Source organism: Streptomyces sp. ISL-99 (assembly GCF_018614005.1).
GTDB classification, from domain to species: domain Bacteria; phylum Actinomycetota; class Actinomycetes; order Streptomycetales; family Streptomycetaceae; genus Streptomyces; species Streptomyces flavidovirens.
Genome location: NZ_JAGGPC010000009.1, coordinates 1 through 15,541 on the forward strand (window position 1 = coordinate 1; position 15,541 = coordinate 15,541).

Sequence of the window (15,541 nt, forward strand, 5' to 3'; positions counted from 1 at the left end):
GCTGGCGGGCCCGTGGCGGCGTCGGCGGCCGGGGCGTCCGCGACGGCGCCCGTACCGGCGCTCACATCGGCATCCACGTCGGCGGACCGGCCCCCGGGTGCGGCGGCCGCGCTCACGCGGCCTGTCCCGCGGCGGCTTCCTGCGTCTGCCCGGCCTGTCCGGTCACTCCCGGCTCCGCCGGGCGGCGCGGCTGCCAGCCGGGGCCGCGGAAGATCCGGCCCGCGCGCTCGCGCCAGCTCGTTGCCGCTCGTACGTCGCGGACTATGGCGGCGTACTCGTGGGTGGCGACGCGCAGCGGGTTGTACGTCTCAATGTTCTTGGTCAGGCCGTAGACGGGCCGCTCGGTCTCGGCCGCGAAGGAGCCGAAGAGCCGGTCCCAGAGGATCAGGATGCCGCCGAAGTTGCGGTCCAGGTAACCGCCCTGGGAGGCGTGGTGGACGCGGTGGTGGGACGGCGTGTTCAGGACGTACTCGAAGGGGCGCGGCAGCTTGCCGACCCGCTCGGTGTGCACCCAGAACTGGTAGACGAGGTTCGCGGAGGAGCAGAACGCGAGCGCGGCCGGGTGCACGCCGCAGGCGATCAGCGGCAGGTAGAACGGCCAGACGGTGAGGCTCGTCCAGGGCTGACGCAGAGCGGTGGTGAGGTTGAACTTGCGGCTGGAGTGGTGGACGACGTGGCAGGCCCACAGGATGCGGATGACGTGGTGGCCGCGGTGGGACCAGTAGTAGAAGAAGTCCTGCGCGAGCAGCATCAGCGGGATCGTCCACCACAGGAGGGGGACGCGGGCGGGCGTCAGCTCGTACACCGCCATGTAGATCGCGACGATCGGGATCTTCCAGAGCAGGTCGAAGCCGATGCTGCCGAGCCCCATGCTGACGCTGGTGACGGCGTCCTTGGTCTCGTACCCGGCGGCGTCTTCGTCGGGATGGAGGCGGTAGCTGACGATTTCGAGCACGGTGAGCAGTACGAAGGCCGGTATCGACCAGAGCACGACATCGGGCAGGTTCGGCATGCCCGCACGATAGAGGCGCAGGTGAGCGCTCGGCTAGGGGTGGTTACCGACAAGTATGCGAGACGGCTTGTCAGCGGGGTGCGCGATGCGGAATTCAGCCTCTGGCGGGCGGGTCGCCCGGCATACGATGCTGGTCCACCGACACCCACACCGTCGGCCTCACTGTGGAGGAACGCCCGTGCAGGGCCTCGAAGTTGTCTTAGCCCGGCTCGCGGGCACGGTCGCCGGCGCGGCGGCCAAGTCCTTACTGATCCCCCGCCCCGGCGCGGGCCTGGTCGACGCCCCGGTCCGCCCGCTGCCGCGCCCGCCGGGCCCCGGCAGGCTGGCGAAGGTGCTGGCGCGCCGCCTGTCGCAGGCGTACGCCGACGTCCCAGAGGCCGAGCGGCTGGCGGCGGCGGACGCGGTACGGGACGCGTTCGAGGCGGCGGGCGAGATCGGCCCGGAGCGGCTGTTCGCGGTGGACCTGGACCCGGTGCGGCTGGCGGCCGGACTGCGGGGTCCGGCGGCCGGGCTGAGCGCGCGGGGCGAGGAGCTGTACGAGGAGCTGCTCGGCCTGTGCTGCGCGCATCTGGTGGAGCAGTTGACGGCGCATCCCCATTTCCCGGCGCGGGCGGCGGTGGAACAGACGCGGGCGGCCGGGCGTACGCGCGAGCTGGTGGACGACGTACGGGCGAGGGTCGGTCCGCGCCCGGACGCGGCGGCCCTGGCCTTCGAGCAGCGGTACGCCGACTTCGTGGCCCAGACCCACGGGCGGCTGGAACTGTTCGGGCTGACGCTGGGGCGGTCGGGCAGCGAGTGGCCGCTGGACACGGCGTACATCAGTCTCGCGGTGAGTGGTGACGGCGGCGGTGCCAGGGACGACTTTGCCCTGCCGCACAACGGCCCGGTCACGGTCACGGCCGAGCAGGCGCTGTCCGGCGCGCGGCGCGTGATGCTGCGGGGGCCCGCGGGCTCGGGCAAGAGCACTCTGGTGCAGTGGCTGGCGCTCAACGCGGCGCGACGCAGCTTTCCGCGCGAGCTGGCGGAGTGGAACCGTTCCGTGCCATTCGTACTGCGGCTGCGGTCTTTCACGGCGTCGGCGGAACTGCCGATGCCCGAGGACTTCTTGCGGACGGCCGGGGTGCCGCTGCACGGGTCCGCACCCGCCGGGTGGGCGGAGTCACTGCTGTCGGAGGGCCGGGCGCTGGTACTCGTCGACGGCGTGGACGAGGTGCCGATGCGGCTGCGCAGCCGCACGGAGGCCTGGCTGAGGTCTCTGATCGCGGCCTTCCCGCAGGCGCGGTACGTCGTCACGACGCGGCCGTCGGCGGTGCCGGAGGACTGGCTCGCCGGCCAGGGATTCGTGCCGCATTCGCTGTTGCCGATGGACAGGGACGACATCCGTGCGTTCGTCGCGCACTGGCACGACTCGGCGCGCATGGAGTTCCCCGCCGAGACGGAACTCCTCGGCACCTACGAGCAGTCACTGCTCCACGCTGTCACGACCCGGCGAGACCTTGGCCGACTCGCCACCAACCCCCTGATGTGCGCACTGCTGTGCGCCCTCAACCGGGACCGGAGGATGAATCTGCCGCGGGCCCGCAAGGAGCTGTACGACGCGGCACTGGACATGCTGCTCATCCGGCGCGACACGGAGCGCGAGATCACGGGTGTAGAGGGCGTCGACCTCGCCCGGGACGAACAGATCCTGCTGCTGCAGCGTCTGGCGTACTGGCTCATCCGCAACGGCCAGACCGAGGCGCTGCGCGAGGAAGCCGTCGAGATGGTGGACGAATGGCTCGACGCGATGCCTCAGGTGCAGCGCCAGGGCGACGCGCGGCAGGTCTTCTCCCATCTGCTGATCCGCAGCGGACTGCTCCGCGAGCCGGCGCCGGGCGTGGTGGACTTCGTACACCGGACCTTCCAGGACTACTTGGGTGCGAAGGCGGCCGTGGAGGCCCGCGACTTCGGGCTGCTGGTGAGCAAGGCCCACGACGACCAGTGGGACGATGTGGTGCGGATGGCGGTCGGACACGCGAGACCGGAGGAACGGGCCACGCTGCTGCGGAGGTTGTTGCGGCGGGCGGACCGGGTCAAGCGACATCGGCACCGACTGACCCTGTTGGCCGCGGCTTGCCTGGAGCACGCGCCGGAGCTGAGCTCTGGCGTCCGCTTCGAGGTTGAGGAGCGTACGGCGGATCTGCTGCCGCCGCGCGGCATCGAGGACGCGGAGGAGCTCGCCAAGGTGGGCGAGCTGGTGCTCGAACTCCTGCCGGGTCCCGACGGACTGGACGAGGAGAGCGCGGCGGCGGTCGTACGCATGGCGGCCCTCGTCGGGGGCGATGCGGCGCTGGCAGTGATCGCACGGTTCCGTGAGGACCCGCGGTTTCCCGTCGCTTTCCAGGTGTCCGCCAACTGGAGCGCGTTCGACGCGAAGGAGTACGCCGACACGGTGCTGTCGGGTGCCACCCTGCCGAAGACATACCTCAAGGTCCGCACGCCGGAACAGGTGGCCGAGCTTCCCGGACTGCGCCACCTCACGTATCTCTGGCTCGAAGGTGAGCACAGAATCCCCCCAGAGATCACCGGTCACGCCTCCCTTGAGGCGCTGTTCATCAACAAGGACCCCCGACTGCGCGACCTGTCCCCGCTGGCGTCGCTGCCGCACCTGGAATCGCTCGGGATCGACGAGTGTCCGTCCGTGACGGATCTCGGGCCGCTGCGCCGGTTGCCACTCCAGCAGTTGTTCCTCTACCGGCTCGCCGATGGACTGTCGCTGGCGTCGGTCGCCGAACTGCCCGAGCTGAACGCATTGGTACTCTCCTACTTCCTTCCGGGGGTGGCGAGTGTCGGTGACATCCCGGCCCGTCCCGGCCTCCGCAGCCTCGGCCTTTTCGGAGAGGCCGCCGCCATCCGCCTCGACGGGCTCGAACGGTGGCCCGGGCTCGAATCGCTCACAATCGCGGGTGACATGCAGAGCCGGCAACTGGCCGCGAAAAGTTGCCCGTTCCGGCTGACCACTCTGCAGATGGTCGACCAGGCCTCCCTCGACCTCGGCACTGTGGTTCGTCACCAGGAGCTGACAAGACTGCACCTGGGAAAATGCCGGCTCGTCTCGGGCCTGGAGGCGCTGCGGGACCTGCCACACCTGGCGCATCTCAGCCTGAGTGACTGCGAAGGCCCCATCGACCTCACTCCCCTCGCCGACCTGGAGAACCTCACCATTCACACGTATCTCAATACGCCGGTGCACGGGGCGGCACTCTTCCCCCCGGAGCGTCTCATCGACCACCGCTAAACCCCCGCCGCCCCCAACAACGACCCCGCCCCATAAGTAACCGCCATAGCCAGCGCTCCGCCCGCCATGTTCCGCAGCACCGCCGGCCTCGGGGGCGCGGCACCCAGCCGGGCGCTGCTCCAGCCCGTCAAGGCCAGCGCGATGAGTACCGACACGACCGTGACCGGGAGCCGCCAGGACGGGGGTGGGAGGGTGATCGCCAGGAGTGGGAGCAGTGCGCCCACCGTGAAGGCGACGAAGCTGGCGGCCGCCGCGTGCCAGGGGTTGGTGAGGTCCTCGGGGTCGATTCCGAGCTCCACGCGCGCGTGCGCGCGCAGCGCGTCGCGTTCGGTGAGCTGCTGGGCGGCTTCGCGGGCCACGTCCTCGGACAGGCCACGCGCGGCCAGCAGCTCGGTCAGTTCGGCCAGTTCCGCCTCCGGCTCCTCCCGTAGCTCCCGCCGCTCCTCGGCCAGCGCGGCCTCCTCCGAGTCGCGCTGCGTCGACACCGATACGTACTCCCCCGCCGCCATCGACATCGACCCGGCGAGCAGTCCGGCGAGGCCCGCCGTCAGGAGCGCGGACCGCTCGTCGGTCGCCCCGGCGACGCCGACGACGATGCCGGCGGTCGAGACGATGCCGTCGTTGGCCCCGAGCACCCCGGCGCGCAGCCAGTTCAGGCGCGTGCCGAGGGCTCCGCCGTGGGCTTCGTCATGAGTCTGCTGCTCAGTCACCCGGGGAGGTTCTCACCCGTGGCGTCACCAGACGCGTACCGACCCGCCCGGCGCGAAGGCCGGACTCGTCGCGTCGGGCGGGATCTCGGTGAGGGGCTCATCCACCTCCGCCACCAGCGGGCCGGCCTTCGCCGCGACCGGGTGGAGGAGGGCGAGGTCGAAGCCGTACACGCGGGCCGCGTTCCCGCCCACCATGGCGGCGACCTCTTCCCTCGGCAGTCCGGCGTACGCGATGCGCAGGCCCTCGCGGGAGTACGGCGCCGTACCTTCGTCGTGGGGATAGTCGCTGCCCCACATGATCTTGTCGAGGCCGATCCGGTCGCGCAGTGGCACCTCGTGCGGGCGCATGAAGCTCGCGCCGACGTAGCAGTTGTCGCGCCAGACCTCGCCGGGGCTGCTGCCCATCGAGCCCGCCAGTCCCGCGCCGAATTTCGACTCCGCGGTGGAGGCGCGGCTCGCTGCCGCGACCAGCCGGGAGTGGTAGTAGTCCAGCATCTCGATCACGCCCGGTATCCAGCCCGATCCCTGTTCGGTGAGGACCAGCTTCAGGCCGGGGTGGCGGCGGAACGCCCCGCCGAACATCAGGTGCCACAGGGCCCGGTGCGAGAACCATGTCGTCTCCACCATGAAGACGGCGCGGGCGGCCGGTTCGTCGCCCAGCGGCGGGGACGCGGAGCCGCCGTGGTGGTTGACGGGTACGTCCAGCTCCTCGCAGACGGCCCAGATCGGGTCGTACGCCTGTGAGTAGAGCTCGGGTATGCCCGAGCCCGGTGGCGCGCCGGGCAGCAGGATGCCCCCGGTGAGGCCTGCCGCTTTGGTGCGGCGGATCTCGCGTACCGCCTCGTCGACGTCGTTGAGGAGGATCTGCGCGACGCCCGCCCGCCGTCCGGGTGCGGCCTCGCAGAAGTCCGCCAGCCACCGGTTGTGGGCCCGCAGTCCCGCCCAGCGCTGTTCGTACTCGGCCTTCGAGGGTGCGGGGGCCATCAGCGAGGCGCTGGGGAAGAAGGGCGGGATGGTGTTGGGGAAGACCACTTCTGCCACGATGCCGTCCGCCTCCAGCTCGGCCAGGCGGCGCGCGGAGTTCCAGTTGCGGTCGGCGGTGTCGGCGAGGAGGTCCTCGTACGGGTTGACGTACGTCGCCGCCCACGCGTCGAAGTCGTCGTGGTGCCGCTTCTCCAAGTACGGCTTGTAGTCGAGGAGATCGGCGCCCGCGTGGCAGTCGGCGGAGATGACGGTGTACCGGTCGTCGTCGGTCATGGTGAAACTCCCAGCACCGGGAAGTCTTGTCCGGTCAGCCAGTGGCGCCCCACCTCGCGCGACCTCGCCCACGACGCCTCGACGGCCCCCTGGTCGTCGGGCTGGCCGAGATCCTCCGGCGTCGGGCCGATGCGGCGTGCGAGCGGGGCGAGTTTCGCCGTGTCGAAGCCGAAGACCTCGGCCGCGGCCAGGCCGAGGATGCGGCGGGTCTCGGTGACGGGGATGTCGTGGAAGGTTCGCTTCAGCCACGCGCGCGTGTCGGGCCAGGTGCCCTCGGGGTGCGGGAAGTCGCTGCCCCACAGGATGTTGTCGACGCCGATCTCGTAGCGCTGCGCGAGTTCCCGGCGCTTGGTGTTGGTGGCGCAGATGAAGACCTGCCGGTCCAGGTATTCGCTCGGCGGCCGCTTCAGCTCCGCGAAGGGGGAGAGTTTCTTTCCGCCGTGCGCGCCCAGGTACAGGCGGTCCATGAACCACAGCTGGTTCGGCAGCCACCAGCAGCCGGACTCGGCGACGCCGAACCTCAGCCCCGGGTGGCGCTCGAAGACGCCCGACCAGAGCAGGAACCACAGCGGCCTGGCCGGCCACCACGTCACCTCGGAGACGTAGATGCCCAGGTGGTCGCCGTACTCGTGGCGCGGCGCGGCGCCCGAGTGGGTCACGACCGGCATCCGCGTCTCGGCCGCGGCCGCCCACACCGGGTCGTAACGGCGGTCGTGGTACGGCGCCCTGTCCACCCACATCGAGGGGATCATCAGGGCGCCGAGCCCTGACTCCTTGGCCCGGTAAATCTCGGCGACGACCTTCTCCACGTCGCCCGTGACGGGCAGGAGCGCCACGCCGCAGTGCCGTTCGGGGTTCTGGGCCACGAATTCGGCGAGCCACCGGTTGTGCGCCTGCGCGCCCGCCATGCCCAGGCGCGGGTCCTGGTCGCCGGAGAGGCCGAGGCCGACGCCGAAGGGGGCGGCGGTCCGGCTGTCGACGGCATCGGCGTCCGGGAAGACGACCTCGGCGGCCACCCCGTCGCCGTCGAGCTCTTTGAGACGCCGGGCCGTGTCCCAGCCGCCGCGCAGCCCTTCCTCGTTGTCCTGGAACCACTTGGCGGCGAAGGCCTCGTTGCGTACGCCCAGGCGCGTCATCTCCTCACGGCGGGCGTCGCGCTGCCCGAGGAAGTCGTCGAAGTCGCGGTGGAAGGCGCTGTCCAGGTAGGGCCGGTACTGCTCGGTCGGCAGACCGGCGTGGCAGTCGGAGGAGATGATCAGGTACGGGTCGTTCTGTGCTGTCTGTGCTGTCATCGCTTGTCCCCCTCAGTCGAGGATGAAGCTCTCCAGGTACGACGGATTGGCGCGGTCGAGCATCGACCGCGCCCGGGCGCGGATCTGCCGGTCGCTGTGCTCGCTCGCCGGCAGCATCCAGAAGCGGTCCGCGGTGATCCCGTCCACGACGGTCTCGGCGACGTACTCGACCGGCGTGAACTCGATCTCGTGCCCCGCCTCCCTCATCGCCGTCTCCCACTGCCCGAGGCTGCGGTACGGCGTCTTGCGCGGCCGTTCCTTGGCGTAGCGCGCGGGACGGTTCCTGTGCGACTCCCACAGCCCCGTACGGAGCATGTGCGGTCCCGGGAAAAGCACCGACGCGCTCACGGGAACGTTCTCCGCCCGCAGGTGGGCGTACAGCGACTCGGTCATCGTCACGACGGCCGCCTTGGTGACGGCGTACACGGACGCGGTCGGCAGCGGGGCGATTCCGCCGTCCCCCGACGACGTGTTGACGACGTGCCCGGGTTCGCCACCGGCGATCATCCGTGGAACGAACGCCTGGATGCCGTGGAACACGCCCCACACGTTCACCGCGAACGCCCACTTCCAGTCGTTCACCTCGTGCTCCCACATGCGGCCCTCCGCGCCGGAGCCGACCCCCGCGTTGTTGCACAGCACGTGCACCGCGCCGAAGGTGTCGTACGCCGCGTCAGCGAGCGCGGTGACGTCGGCGCGCTCGCTGACGTCGACGACGCGCGCGAGCACCTGCGCGCCCTCCGCCCGGAGTTCGGCCGCAGCCTTGTCCAGCGCGCCCTCCTCCACATCGGCGAGTACGACCTTGAGCCCCTCGGCGGCGAACCGGCGGGCCAGCGCGAGCCCGATGCCGCTCGCCGCGCCCGTGACCACCGCGACCTGCCCCTGCGCCAGCCGCATCAGACGCTCCCTTCCGGCGGGCCGTCGAGGATCTGCCGCGGATCGTCGTACCGCTGGTGGATGTACGGAAGCAGCGCCCGCCCGCTCACCCGCTCCACCACCCGCCCCTTCTGGTCGGTGGTCTTCTCGCCGATGGTGATCTCCACGACGCGGTGTACGGGCAGATCGGCGACCGGGTCGTACATCGACTCGCGCAGCACCACGTCGCCGGTGATCCGCTCCAGCCTGCGGACCTTCTCGTTGCGGACGCAGTGCACGAGGACCGGGTCGGCGTCGAAGCCCCGGCCGTCCACCGCCGGCAGGAACTTGTAGTAGAAGTCCACCTTCTGGGCCGGTCCGGGCAGCGGCAGCGGGCCCTCCACCGCGCCCCGCACCTCGACGAAGTCGATGCCGTGCCGGGCGAGCGCCGCCCGTACGACCGGACCGTCGCGGTCGACGGTCACCTCGCCCAGCTTCTTCGGCTCGCCGAAGACCTCGCGGCCACCGGTCAGGGCCCGTTCGTGGGTCATCGGCATGACGAGGGGGTACCAGCCGGTGACCCCGTCATGGACGGCGGCGACCGCCACCGAACCCGCGCCCAGCGGATAGCCCGGCAGCTCGACCTTGCTGATGGCGGCTCGTACGAACGGCCGCTCGGCGGGCTTGAGCGGTGGCGGCAGTACGGCCGCCACCGCGTCCGGGTCGCTCTCCCAGAGGGCCACCACACCGGTGGACCAGATGTCGGGGAGCTTGGAACTGGATGCGCGCGCCGCCGCGATCTCGGCCTCGGTCCGCGCGCCGTACCGTACGCGTGCCATGTCGTACCGCCCTTCGTCGGGAGGGAGGACTCTGGAACCTGGAATCTCGAACCTGGAATCTGTAACACTGTTACACCCGTGCCGATGAAGGGTAAAGAGCCGTGCGCGCACGGGATTTGGGGGCGCCATGCCACGCAGCACACGCACCGCACTGACCCGCGACGAGGTCCTGAACGCCGCCGCGACTCTCGTCAAGCAGCACGGTCCGGCGTCGCTCACGATGCGCAAACTCGCCGCCGAGCTCGGTACGGCGGTCACCTCGATCTACTGGCACGTCGGCAACCGCGAGTCGCTCCTCGACGCCCTCGTCGAGCGGACCGTCGAGGAGATGGGCGCCGTCCGCCCGGCGGGCCGCACCCCGGCCGCCCGCATCGTCTCCGTCGCCCGCGGCCTGCGCCGCGAACTGCGCGAGCGCCCCCACCTCATCGCGATGGTCCACGAACGCGGCCTCACCGAGCGGATGTTCCTGCCCGCCCAGCAGGCCCTCGTCCACGAGGTGCACGCGGCGGGCCTGCGCGGCGCGAGAGCCGCCGAGGCCGTACGGGCGGTCCAGTTCCAGGTCGTCGGGTACGTCCTCGTCGAGCGCAATCGCGAACGCGCCCCGGCGCAGCACCCGGGCGAGGAGGACCTGTGGGGCGCGGACACGGCGGAACACGACCCAGCGCTGGCGCGCGCCCTGGCCCGGCCCGCCGATCCCGAACGCCTCTTCGTCAACTCCGTGAGGGCTCTCGTGGACGGTCTGCTCACCCGGGCGGGCGGGGCTGTCAGTGGGGGCCCGTATCCTCAGTGACCATGCTCGAAGACCAATCGACAGCAGCGCCGTGGCCGACCGCCTACCCGAAGGGGTACGCGGTCGTCGACGTGGAGACCACCGGGCTCGCGCGTGACGACCGGATAATCTCCGCTGCCGTCTACCGGCTGGACTACCGGGGGGACGTGGAGGACCACTGGTACACGCTCGTCAACCCTGAGCGCGATCCCGGCCCCGTCTGGATCCACGGCCTGACGAGCGATGTGCTCGTGGACGCCCCGCTGTTCCCGGACATCGCCGCCGAACTGTCCGAGCGGCTCGACGGCCGGGTGCTCGTCGCGCACAACGCGATGTTCGACTGGTCGATGATCGCCCGCGAGTACGCCCGCGCCGAGCGCACCGCGCCGGTCCAGCAGCGGCTGTGCACCATCGCACTCTCCAAGGAGCTGCGACTGCCGCTGCCCAACCACAAGCTGGAGTCGCTGGCCGCGCATTTCGGCGTCGTACAGCAGCGTGCGCACCACGCCCTCGACGACGCGCGGGTGCTGGCCGAGGCGTTCCGCCCGAGCCTGCACGCGGCGGCGCAAGGCGGCGTGCGGCTGCCGCTGCTCGAATGCCTGCCGCTCACCGAGTGGTCGGACTCGCCCCCCGCACCACGGATCGGCCACCAGGCGTCGTACCGGGGCGCAGGCGGAGGCAGCTGGCGCCCGTCGCGCAAGCGGCCGGCGTGTCCGTACCCGAACCCCGGGCGGTACGAACCGGGCAAACTGCTCAAGCAGGGCATGCGTGTGGCGTTTTCCGGCGACACGTCCGTGGACCGCGAGCTGCTGGAGGACCGCGCGATCGAGGCGGGCCTGCACATCGCGACGAGCGTGTCCCGGCTGACGAGCCTGCTCGTCACCAACGACCCCGACTCGACCACGTCCAAGACCGTCAAGGCCAAGTCCTTCGGCACCCCCGTCGTCGACGAGGCGGCCTTCACCCAGCTGCTGCGGGACGTGTCCCCGGCCGAGGGGTGAGACGGGAAAGGCGAGCCGAGGCAGACGGGTGATTGGTACGCGACTCGCCCGCCGGCCACTCGCCCTACCGCCGCCCGCCGTCCCACCCTGTGGCGCATGGCACGTTGCGAGGTATGCGGAAACGACTACGGCATGTCCTTCGAAGTGCACGCGCAGGGCGCGGTGCACGTCTTCGACTGCTTCGCCTGCGCCATCCACCGGATGGCACCCATCTGCGAGCACTGCAGGGTCCAGATCCTCGGCCAGGGCGTGGAGGTGGAGGGCCGCTGGTTCTGCGGCGCTCACTGCGCACGCGCGGAAGGGAAGGTGGGCATCGTCGACAAGGTCTGAGGCCCCGCCTGCCGGATCGCCCCGGCGGGTGACCCACCCGCCGGGGACCACCGCGCGCCAGGTAACGTCAAGGACGTGTACCGCTTCCTGTTGTCCCGGCAGTGGGTGATCCTCACCCTCCTGATGCTCGTCCTCATTCCCACGATGGTCGAGCTGGGCTTCTGGCAGCTGCACCGGCACGAGCACCGGGTCGCGCAGAACAAGCTGATCTCCGCGAACCTCAGGGCGAAGCCCCTCCCCGTCGGTGACCTCACCTCCCCCGGACACACCGTCCCGCGCGCCGACTACTGGCGCCGGGTGACCGCCAGCGGTACGTACGACACCGCGCACGAAGTCGTCGTACGCCGCAGAACCGACGCGGACGACCAGGTCGGCTTCCACGTCCTGACCCCGCTGGTCATGAACGACGGCCGGGCCGTCCTCGTCAACCGGGGCTGGGTCCCGTTCGGCGCCGACCAGCAGGCGTTCCCCAAGGTCCCGGCCGCGCCCAAGGGCGAAGTCACCGTCACCGGACGCCTCAAGGCCGACGAGACGACGGCGGGCAGCGGCATCAAGGACCTGAGCGGTCTGCCGCCCCGGCAGATCATGCTGATCAACAGCGAGCAGCAGGCGAAGGCGCTCTCGCGGCCCGTTCTCGGCGGCTACATCGAGCAGACGGAGCCCGTCCCGGCGGGCGCCGGGCCGCAGCTCGTGCCCGAGCCCGACGCCGACTCGATCGGCCCGCACATGGCGTACGCCGTGCAGTGGTGGCTGTTCGCCGCCGCAGTGCCGGTCGGCTGGGTCGTTCTCGTACGCCGCGAACTGCGCGACCGCGCCGCCGAGGCCGAAGGCGAGGCCGGTGCGAGCGGCGCCGCACCGGCCGAGCCGGCCACCGCCGACGCCTGAGCCGCTCATCGGCGACGCCTGAGCCGAGCCCTCGGCGGCAGGCTGCGCCGATGCCCATCGGCGGCACCGCCCCATGCCGCTTAATGCCACGCCCGTGCGGGAACACGAGTGTGCGTGACCCAACGCATCGAGGACTACGCGCTCATCGGGGACCTCCAGACCGCCGCGCTGGTCGGCAAGGACGGTTCCATCGACTGGCTCTGCCTGCCCCGCTTCGACTCGGCAGCCTGCTTCGCGGCGCTGCTCGGTGACGAGGAGAACGGCCATTGGCGCATGGCCCCGGCCGGCGCCGGGGCCTGCGGGCACCGCGCGTATCGCGGCAACAGCCTCATCCTGGAGTCGGTCTGGGAGACGCACTCCGGCTCGGTCAAGGTCACCGACTTCATGCCGCAGCGCGACAAGGCCCCCGATGTCGTACGGATCGTGGAGGGCCTCTCCGGCGAGGTGGCGATGCGCTCCACGCTCCGGCTGCGCTTCGACTACGGCAACATCGTGCCGTGGATGCGCCGCACGACCGGGCACCGGGTGGCGGTCGCGGGCCCCGACTCCGTCTGGCTGCGTACCGAGCCGGCGGACCAGGTGAAGACCTGGGGCCAGCAGTACACGACCTACTCGTCGTTCACCGTCACCGAGGGCGAAAAGGTAGCATTCGTCCTGACTTGGCACCCGTCGCACGAGCCGCAGCCCCCCTTCACCGACCCGCACCAGGGACTGGAGCAGAGCCTCCAGGACTGGGAGGCCTGGGCCGCCCTCTGCTGCTACGAAGGCCCCTACCGCGAAGCGGTGCTGCGCTCCCTCATCACCCTCAAGGCGCTCACGTACGCCCCGACCGGCGGCATCGTCGCCGCCCCCACCACCTCGCTCCCCGAGGAGATCGGCGGCGTACGCAACTGGGACTACCGCTACTGCTGGCTGCGCGACTCCACCCTCACGCTCGGCGCGCTCGTCGCCGCCGGTTACATCGACGAGGCGGCGGCCTGGCGCGACTGGCTGCTGCGGGCGGTCGCGGGCGACCCGGCGGACCTCCAGATCATGTACGGCCTCGCCGGCGAGCGCCGGCTCCCCGAGACGGAACTGCCGTGGCTGAGCGGATACGAGGGGTCCAAGCCCGTCCGCACCGGCAACGCGGCCGTCAAACAGCTCCAGCTCGATGTGTACGGAGAGGTCATCGACTCCCTCCATCTGGCCAGAGCCTGGGGCCTGCGCTCCAAACCGCACGCGTGGAACCTGCAGCTCAGCCTCCTCGGATTCCTGGAGTCCAACTGGCGCGAGCCGGACGAGGGCCTGTGGGAGGTCAGGGGGCCGCGCCGGCATTTCGTGCACTCGAAGGTGATGGCGTGGGTCGCGGCCGACCGGGCCGTACGGGCGCTGGAGGGCGACCCGGCGCTGCGCGGCGACGCGGACCGGTGGCGGGCGATGCGCGACGAGGTGCACCGGGAGGTCTGCGAGAAGGGGTACGACCCCGAGCGCAACACCTTCACGCAGTACTACGGCTCCCGCGAGCTCGACGCCGCCACGCTGCTCATCCCCAGGGTCGGCTTCCTGCCGCCGGACGATCCGCGGGTCGTGGGGACCGTCGAGGCGGTACAGGCCGAGCTGACCCACGGCGGTTTCATCCGCCGCTACAGCACGGACGGCTTCACCGTCGACGGCCTGCCCGGCGACGAGGGAACGTTCCTGGCCTGCTCGTTCTGGCTCGTCGACGCGCTGCGGCTGACGGGACGGGTGAAGGAGGCGCGCGAGCTCTTCGAGCGGCTGCTGACGCTCCGCAACGACGTGGGTCTGCTCGCCGAGGAGTACGACCCGGCCACCGGGCGGCAGCTCGGGAACTTCCCCCAGGCATTTAGTCATATCGGACTTGTGGGGTCCGCGCTCGCTCTCGACGCGGAGGACGGGGCAGGATGGCCCCATGGATCTTGAACTGAAGGACCGGGTGTACGTCGTCACCGGAGCCAGTCGCGGGCTCGGCTTCGCGTCGGCGCAGCAGTTGACGGCGAACGGCGCGAAGGTCGTGGTGAGCGGCCGGGACGAGAAGGCGGTGGCCGACGCCGCCGCCGAGCTCGGGCCGGACGCGGTGGGTGTCGCCGCGGACAACGCCGACCCCGCGTCGGCGGAGCGCCTGATCGCCACTGCCCGGGCGCACTTCGGGCGCTTCGACGGCATCCTGATCAGCGTCGGCGGCCCGGCGCCGGGCGTCGCGGCCGACAACACGGACGAACAGTGGCAGGCGGCCTTCGACTCCGTCTTCCTCGGTGCGGTACGTCTGGCCCGTGCGGCGGCGGCGGAGCTCTCCGAGGGAGGCGTCATCGGCTTCGTACTCTCCGGCTCGGTCCACGAACCGATCCACGGCCTCACCATCTCCAACGGCCTGCGGCCGGGGCTGGCCGGCTTCGCGAAGTCCCTGTCCGACGATCTGGGCCCGCGGGGCATCCGGGTCGTGGGCCTGCTGCCGGCCCGGATCGACACGGACCGGGTGCGGCAGCTGGACGCGCTGTCCAGCGACGCGGAGGCCGCGCGCGCGGCCAACGAGTCGCGCATTCCGCTGCGGCGCTACGGCAGGCCGGAGGAGTTCGGCAAGGCGGCGGCGTTCCTGCTGTCCCCGGCGGCGTCGTACCTGACAGGCATCATGCTCCCCGTCGACGGCGGCGCCCGCCACGGCTTCTGACCTCCCGACGCAGGCCGCACGGGGCCGGGAGCCGGGCACCTTCCGCCGGCCCCGGCGGCAGCCGCCGCCTCAACTCACCCGCCGCGCCCCATGCTTGACCTCCCGCAGGCGGACCTCCGCCGGGAGTGACTCCAAGCCTGCCGAGTTCCGCGCGTGGGCCAGCGCCCCGCGCGTCAGCCCGGACAGCGTTTCGGCCGGTTCCGCGTGGGGCGCGAGGAGCAGCGCGACGCGTGCCCGGGGCGCGTCCCGGCGGCCGGTCAGCGCCACATGTGCCCGCTCCACCCCGTCCAGCGTCTGCGCCTCGCCCGCCAGCGCCTTCTCCAGCGCCCGTCCCCGCAGCACCGCGCCCTCGCCGTCACGGCTGTCGACCAGCACCTCGGCGAGCCGGTGCCGGCGCAGCTGGGCGAGCAGCCACCACATGGCCAGCAGGACCAGCACCGCGAGGACCGCGATGACGACCGGCCACCACCACCCGGCGTCCCGCCACCTCGTACGGTCCGCCTCGCTCAGCAGCACATCGTCGCGCCCGTCGAACGGCCACCACGACGGTACGGACATCCCGAGCCCGGTGGCGAGTACCCCTCCGCCGACGGCGAGCAGCACCAGGCCCGCGAGCCCGAGCAGGACACGGTTGACCTTCTTCGGCATC

14 protein-coding genes are annotated in these 15,541 nt (G+C 71.4%); 7 read left to right on the forward strand and 7 right to left on the reverse strand.

What is annotated here, in order from left to right; all coding sequences use genetic code 11:
- Nucleotides 1-112: 112 nt before the first annotated feature.
- Nucleotides 113-1,012, reverse strand: coding sequence for a sterol desaturase family protein (locus J7E91_RS05230; protein ID WP_214899519.1), 900 nt, complete (start codon nt 1,010-1,012; stop codon nt 113-115).
- 178 nt (nt 1,013-1,190) lie between these two features.
- Between J7E91_RS05230 and J7E91_RS05235 the strand changes: the two genes are divergently transcribed.
- Nucleotides 1,191-4,289, forward strand: coding sequence for an NACHT domain-containing NTPase (locus J7E91_RS05235; protein WP_214899521.1), 3,099 nt, complete (start codon nt 1,191-1,193; stop codon nt 4,287-4,289).
- Here the strand turns inward: J7E91_RS05235 and J7E91_RS05240 are convergent.
- Genes J7E91_RS05240 through J7E91_RS05260 form a run of 5 tightly spaced genes read right to left on the reverse strand, consistent with a single transcriptional unit; the run spans nt 4,286 to nt 9,242 of the window.
- Nucleotides 4,286-4,999, reverse strand: coding sequence for a VIT family protein (locus tag J7E91_RS05240; RefSeq protein WP_214899523.1), 714 nt, complete (start codon nt 4,997-4,999; stop codon nt 4,286-4,288). The genes J7E91_RS05235 and J7E91_RS05240 overlap by 4 nt on opposite strands.
- Nucleotides 5,000-5,023: 24 nt before the next feature.
- Nucleotides 5,024-6,256 carry an amidohydrolase family protein gene (locus J7E91_RS05245; protein WP_214899524.1) on the reverse strand — a complete coding sequence of 411 codons (1,233 nt, stop codon included), beginning with the start codon at nt 6,254-6,256 and terminating at the stop codon, nt 5,024-5,026.
- Nucleotides 6,253-7,548: an amidohydrolase family protein gene (locus J7E91_RS05250; protein ID WP_214899526.1), complete on the reverse strand. Its 1,296-nt coding sequence runs from the start codon at nt 7,546-7,548 to the stop codon at nt 6,253-6,255. The genes J7E91_RS05245 and J7E91_RS05250 overlap by 4 nt, the downstream gene beginning before the upstream one ends.
- Before the next feature lie 12 nt (nt 7,549-7,560).
- Entirely contained in the window at nt 7,561-8,445 is an 885-nt protein-coding gene (locus tag J7E91_RS05255; protein WP_214899528.1) for an SDR family NAD(P)-dependent oxidoreductase, read from the reverse strand.
- Nucleotides 8,445-9,242, reverse strand: coding sequence for an acetoacetate decarboxylase family protein (locus J7E91_RS05260; RefSeq protein ID WP_214899530.1), 798 nt, complete (start codon nt 9,240-9,242; stop codon nt 8,445-8,447). Before J7E91_RS05260 ends, J7E91_RS05255 begins: the two co-directional genes overlap by 1 nt.
- Before the next feature lie 127 nt (nt 9,243-9,369).
- Here J7E91_RS05260 and J7E91_RS05265 point away from each other — a divergent pair, with 127 nt between their 5' ends.
- The 6 genes from J7E91_RS05265 (at nt 9,370) to J7E91_RS05290 (ending at nt 14,892) form a co-directional block, all read left to right on the forward strand.
- A complete protein-coding gene (locus J7E91_RS05265) occupies nt 9,370-10,032 on the forward strand; it encodes a TetR/AcrR family transcriptional regulator (protein ID WP_214899536.1) in 663 nt (220 codons plus the stop codon).
- A complete protein-coding gene (locus J7E91_RS05270; RefSeq protein ID WP_214899537.1) occupies nt 10,029-11,012 on the forward strand; it encodes a DEDDh family exonuclease in 984 nt (327 codons plus the stop codon). The genes J7E91_RS05265 and J7E91_RS05270 overlap by 4 nt, the downstream gene beginning before the upstream one ends.
- Before the next feature lie 96 nt (nt 11,013-11,108).
- A complete protein-coding gene (locus J7E91_RS05275; protein ID WP_028814273.1) occupies nt 11,109-11,342 on the forward strand; it encodes a hypothetical protein in 234 nt (77 codons plus the stop codon).
- 75 nt (nt 11,343-11,417) lie between these two features.
- Complete coding sequence (locus J7E91_RS05280; protein WP_214899538.1) at nt 11,418-12,227, forward strand: SURF1 family protein; 810 nt, start codon at nt 11,418-11,420, stop codon at nt 12,225-12,227.
- Between the two features lie 114 nt (nt 12,228-12,341).
- Complete coding sequence (locus J7E91_RS05285; protein WP_214899539.1) at nt 12,342-14,147, forward strand: glycoside hydrolase family 15 protein; 1,806 nt, start codon at nt 12,342-12,344, stop codon at nt 14,145-14,147.
- Complete coding sequence (locus tag J7E91_RS05290; RefSeq protein ID WP_214899540.1) at nt 14,137-14,892, forward strand: SDR family oxidoreductase; 756 nt, start codon at nt 14,137-14,139, stop codon at nt 14,890-14,892. Before J7E91_RS05285 ends, J7E91_RS05290 begins: the two co-directional genes overlap by 11 nt.
- Nucleotides 14,893-14,961: 69 nt before the next feature.
- Here J7E91_RS05290 and amaP read toward each other — a convergent pair whose 3' ends face one another.
- Nucleotides 14,962-15,540 carry an alkaline shock response membrane anchor protein AmaP gene (gene amaP / locus J7E91_RS05295; RefSeq protein WP_214899542.1) on the reverse strand — a complete coding sequence of 193 codons (579 nt, stop codon included), beginning with the start codon at nt 15,538-15,540 and terminating at the stop codon, nt 14,962-14,964.
- Nucleotide 15,541 lies beyond the last annotated feature (1 nt).

Bases quoted from the DNA above. Each gene is read 5' to 3' on its own strand.
- J7E91_RS05275 (WP_028814273.1), top strand. From the start codon at position 11,109: ATGGCACGTTGCGAGGTATGCGGAAACGACTACGGCATGTCCTTCGAA.
- J7E91_RS05255 (WP_214899528.1), bottom strand. From the start codon at position 8,445: ATGCGGCTGGCGCAGGGGCAGGTCGCGGTGGTCACGGGCGCGGCGAGC.
- J7E91_RS05260 (WP_214899530.1), bottom strand. From the start codon at position 9,242: ATGGCACGCGTACGGTACGGCGCGCGGACCGAGGCCGAGATCGCGGCG.
- amaP (WP_214899542.1), bottom strand. From the start codon at position 15,540: ATGCCGAAGAAGGTCAACCGTGTCCTGCTCGGGCTCGCGGGCCTGGTG.
- J7E91_RS05265 (WP_214899536.1), top strand. From the start codon at position 9,370: ATGCCACGCAGCACACGCACCGCACTGACCCGCGACGAGGTCCTGAAC.
- J7E91_RS05290 (WP_214899540.1), top strand. From the start codon at position 14,137: ATGGATCTTGAACTGAAGGACCGGGTGTACGTCGTCACCGGAGCCAGT.
- J7E91_RS05250 (WP_214899526.1), bottom strand. From the start codon at position 7,548: ATGACAGCACAGACAGCACAGAACGACCCGTACCTGATCATCTCCTCC.
- J7E91_RS05245 (WP_214899524.1), bottom strand. From the start codon at position 6,256: ATGACCGACGACGACCGGTACACCGTCATCTCCGCCGACTGCCACGCG.
- J7E91_RS05230 (WP_214899519.1), bottom strand. From the start codon at position 1,012: ATGCCGAACCTGCCCGATGTCGTGCTCTGGTCGATACCGGCCTTCGTA.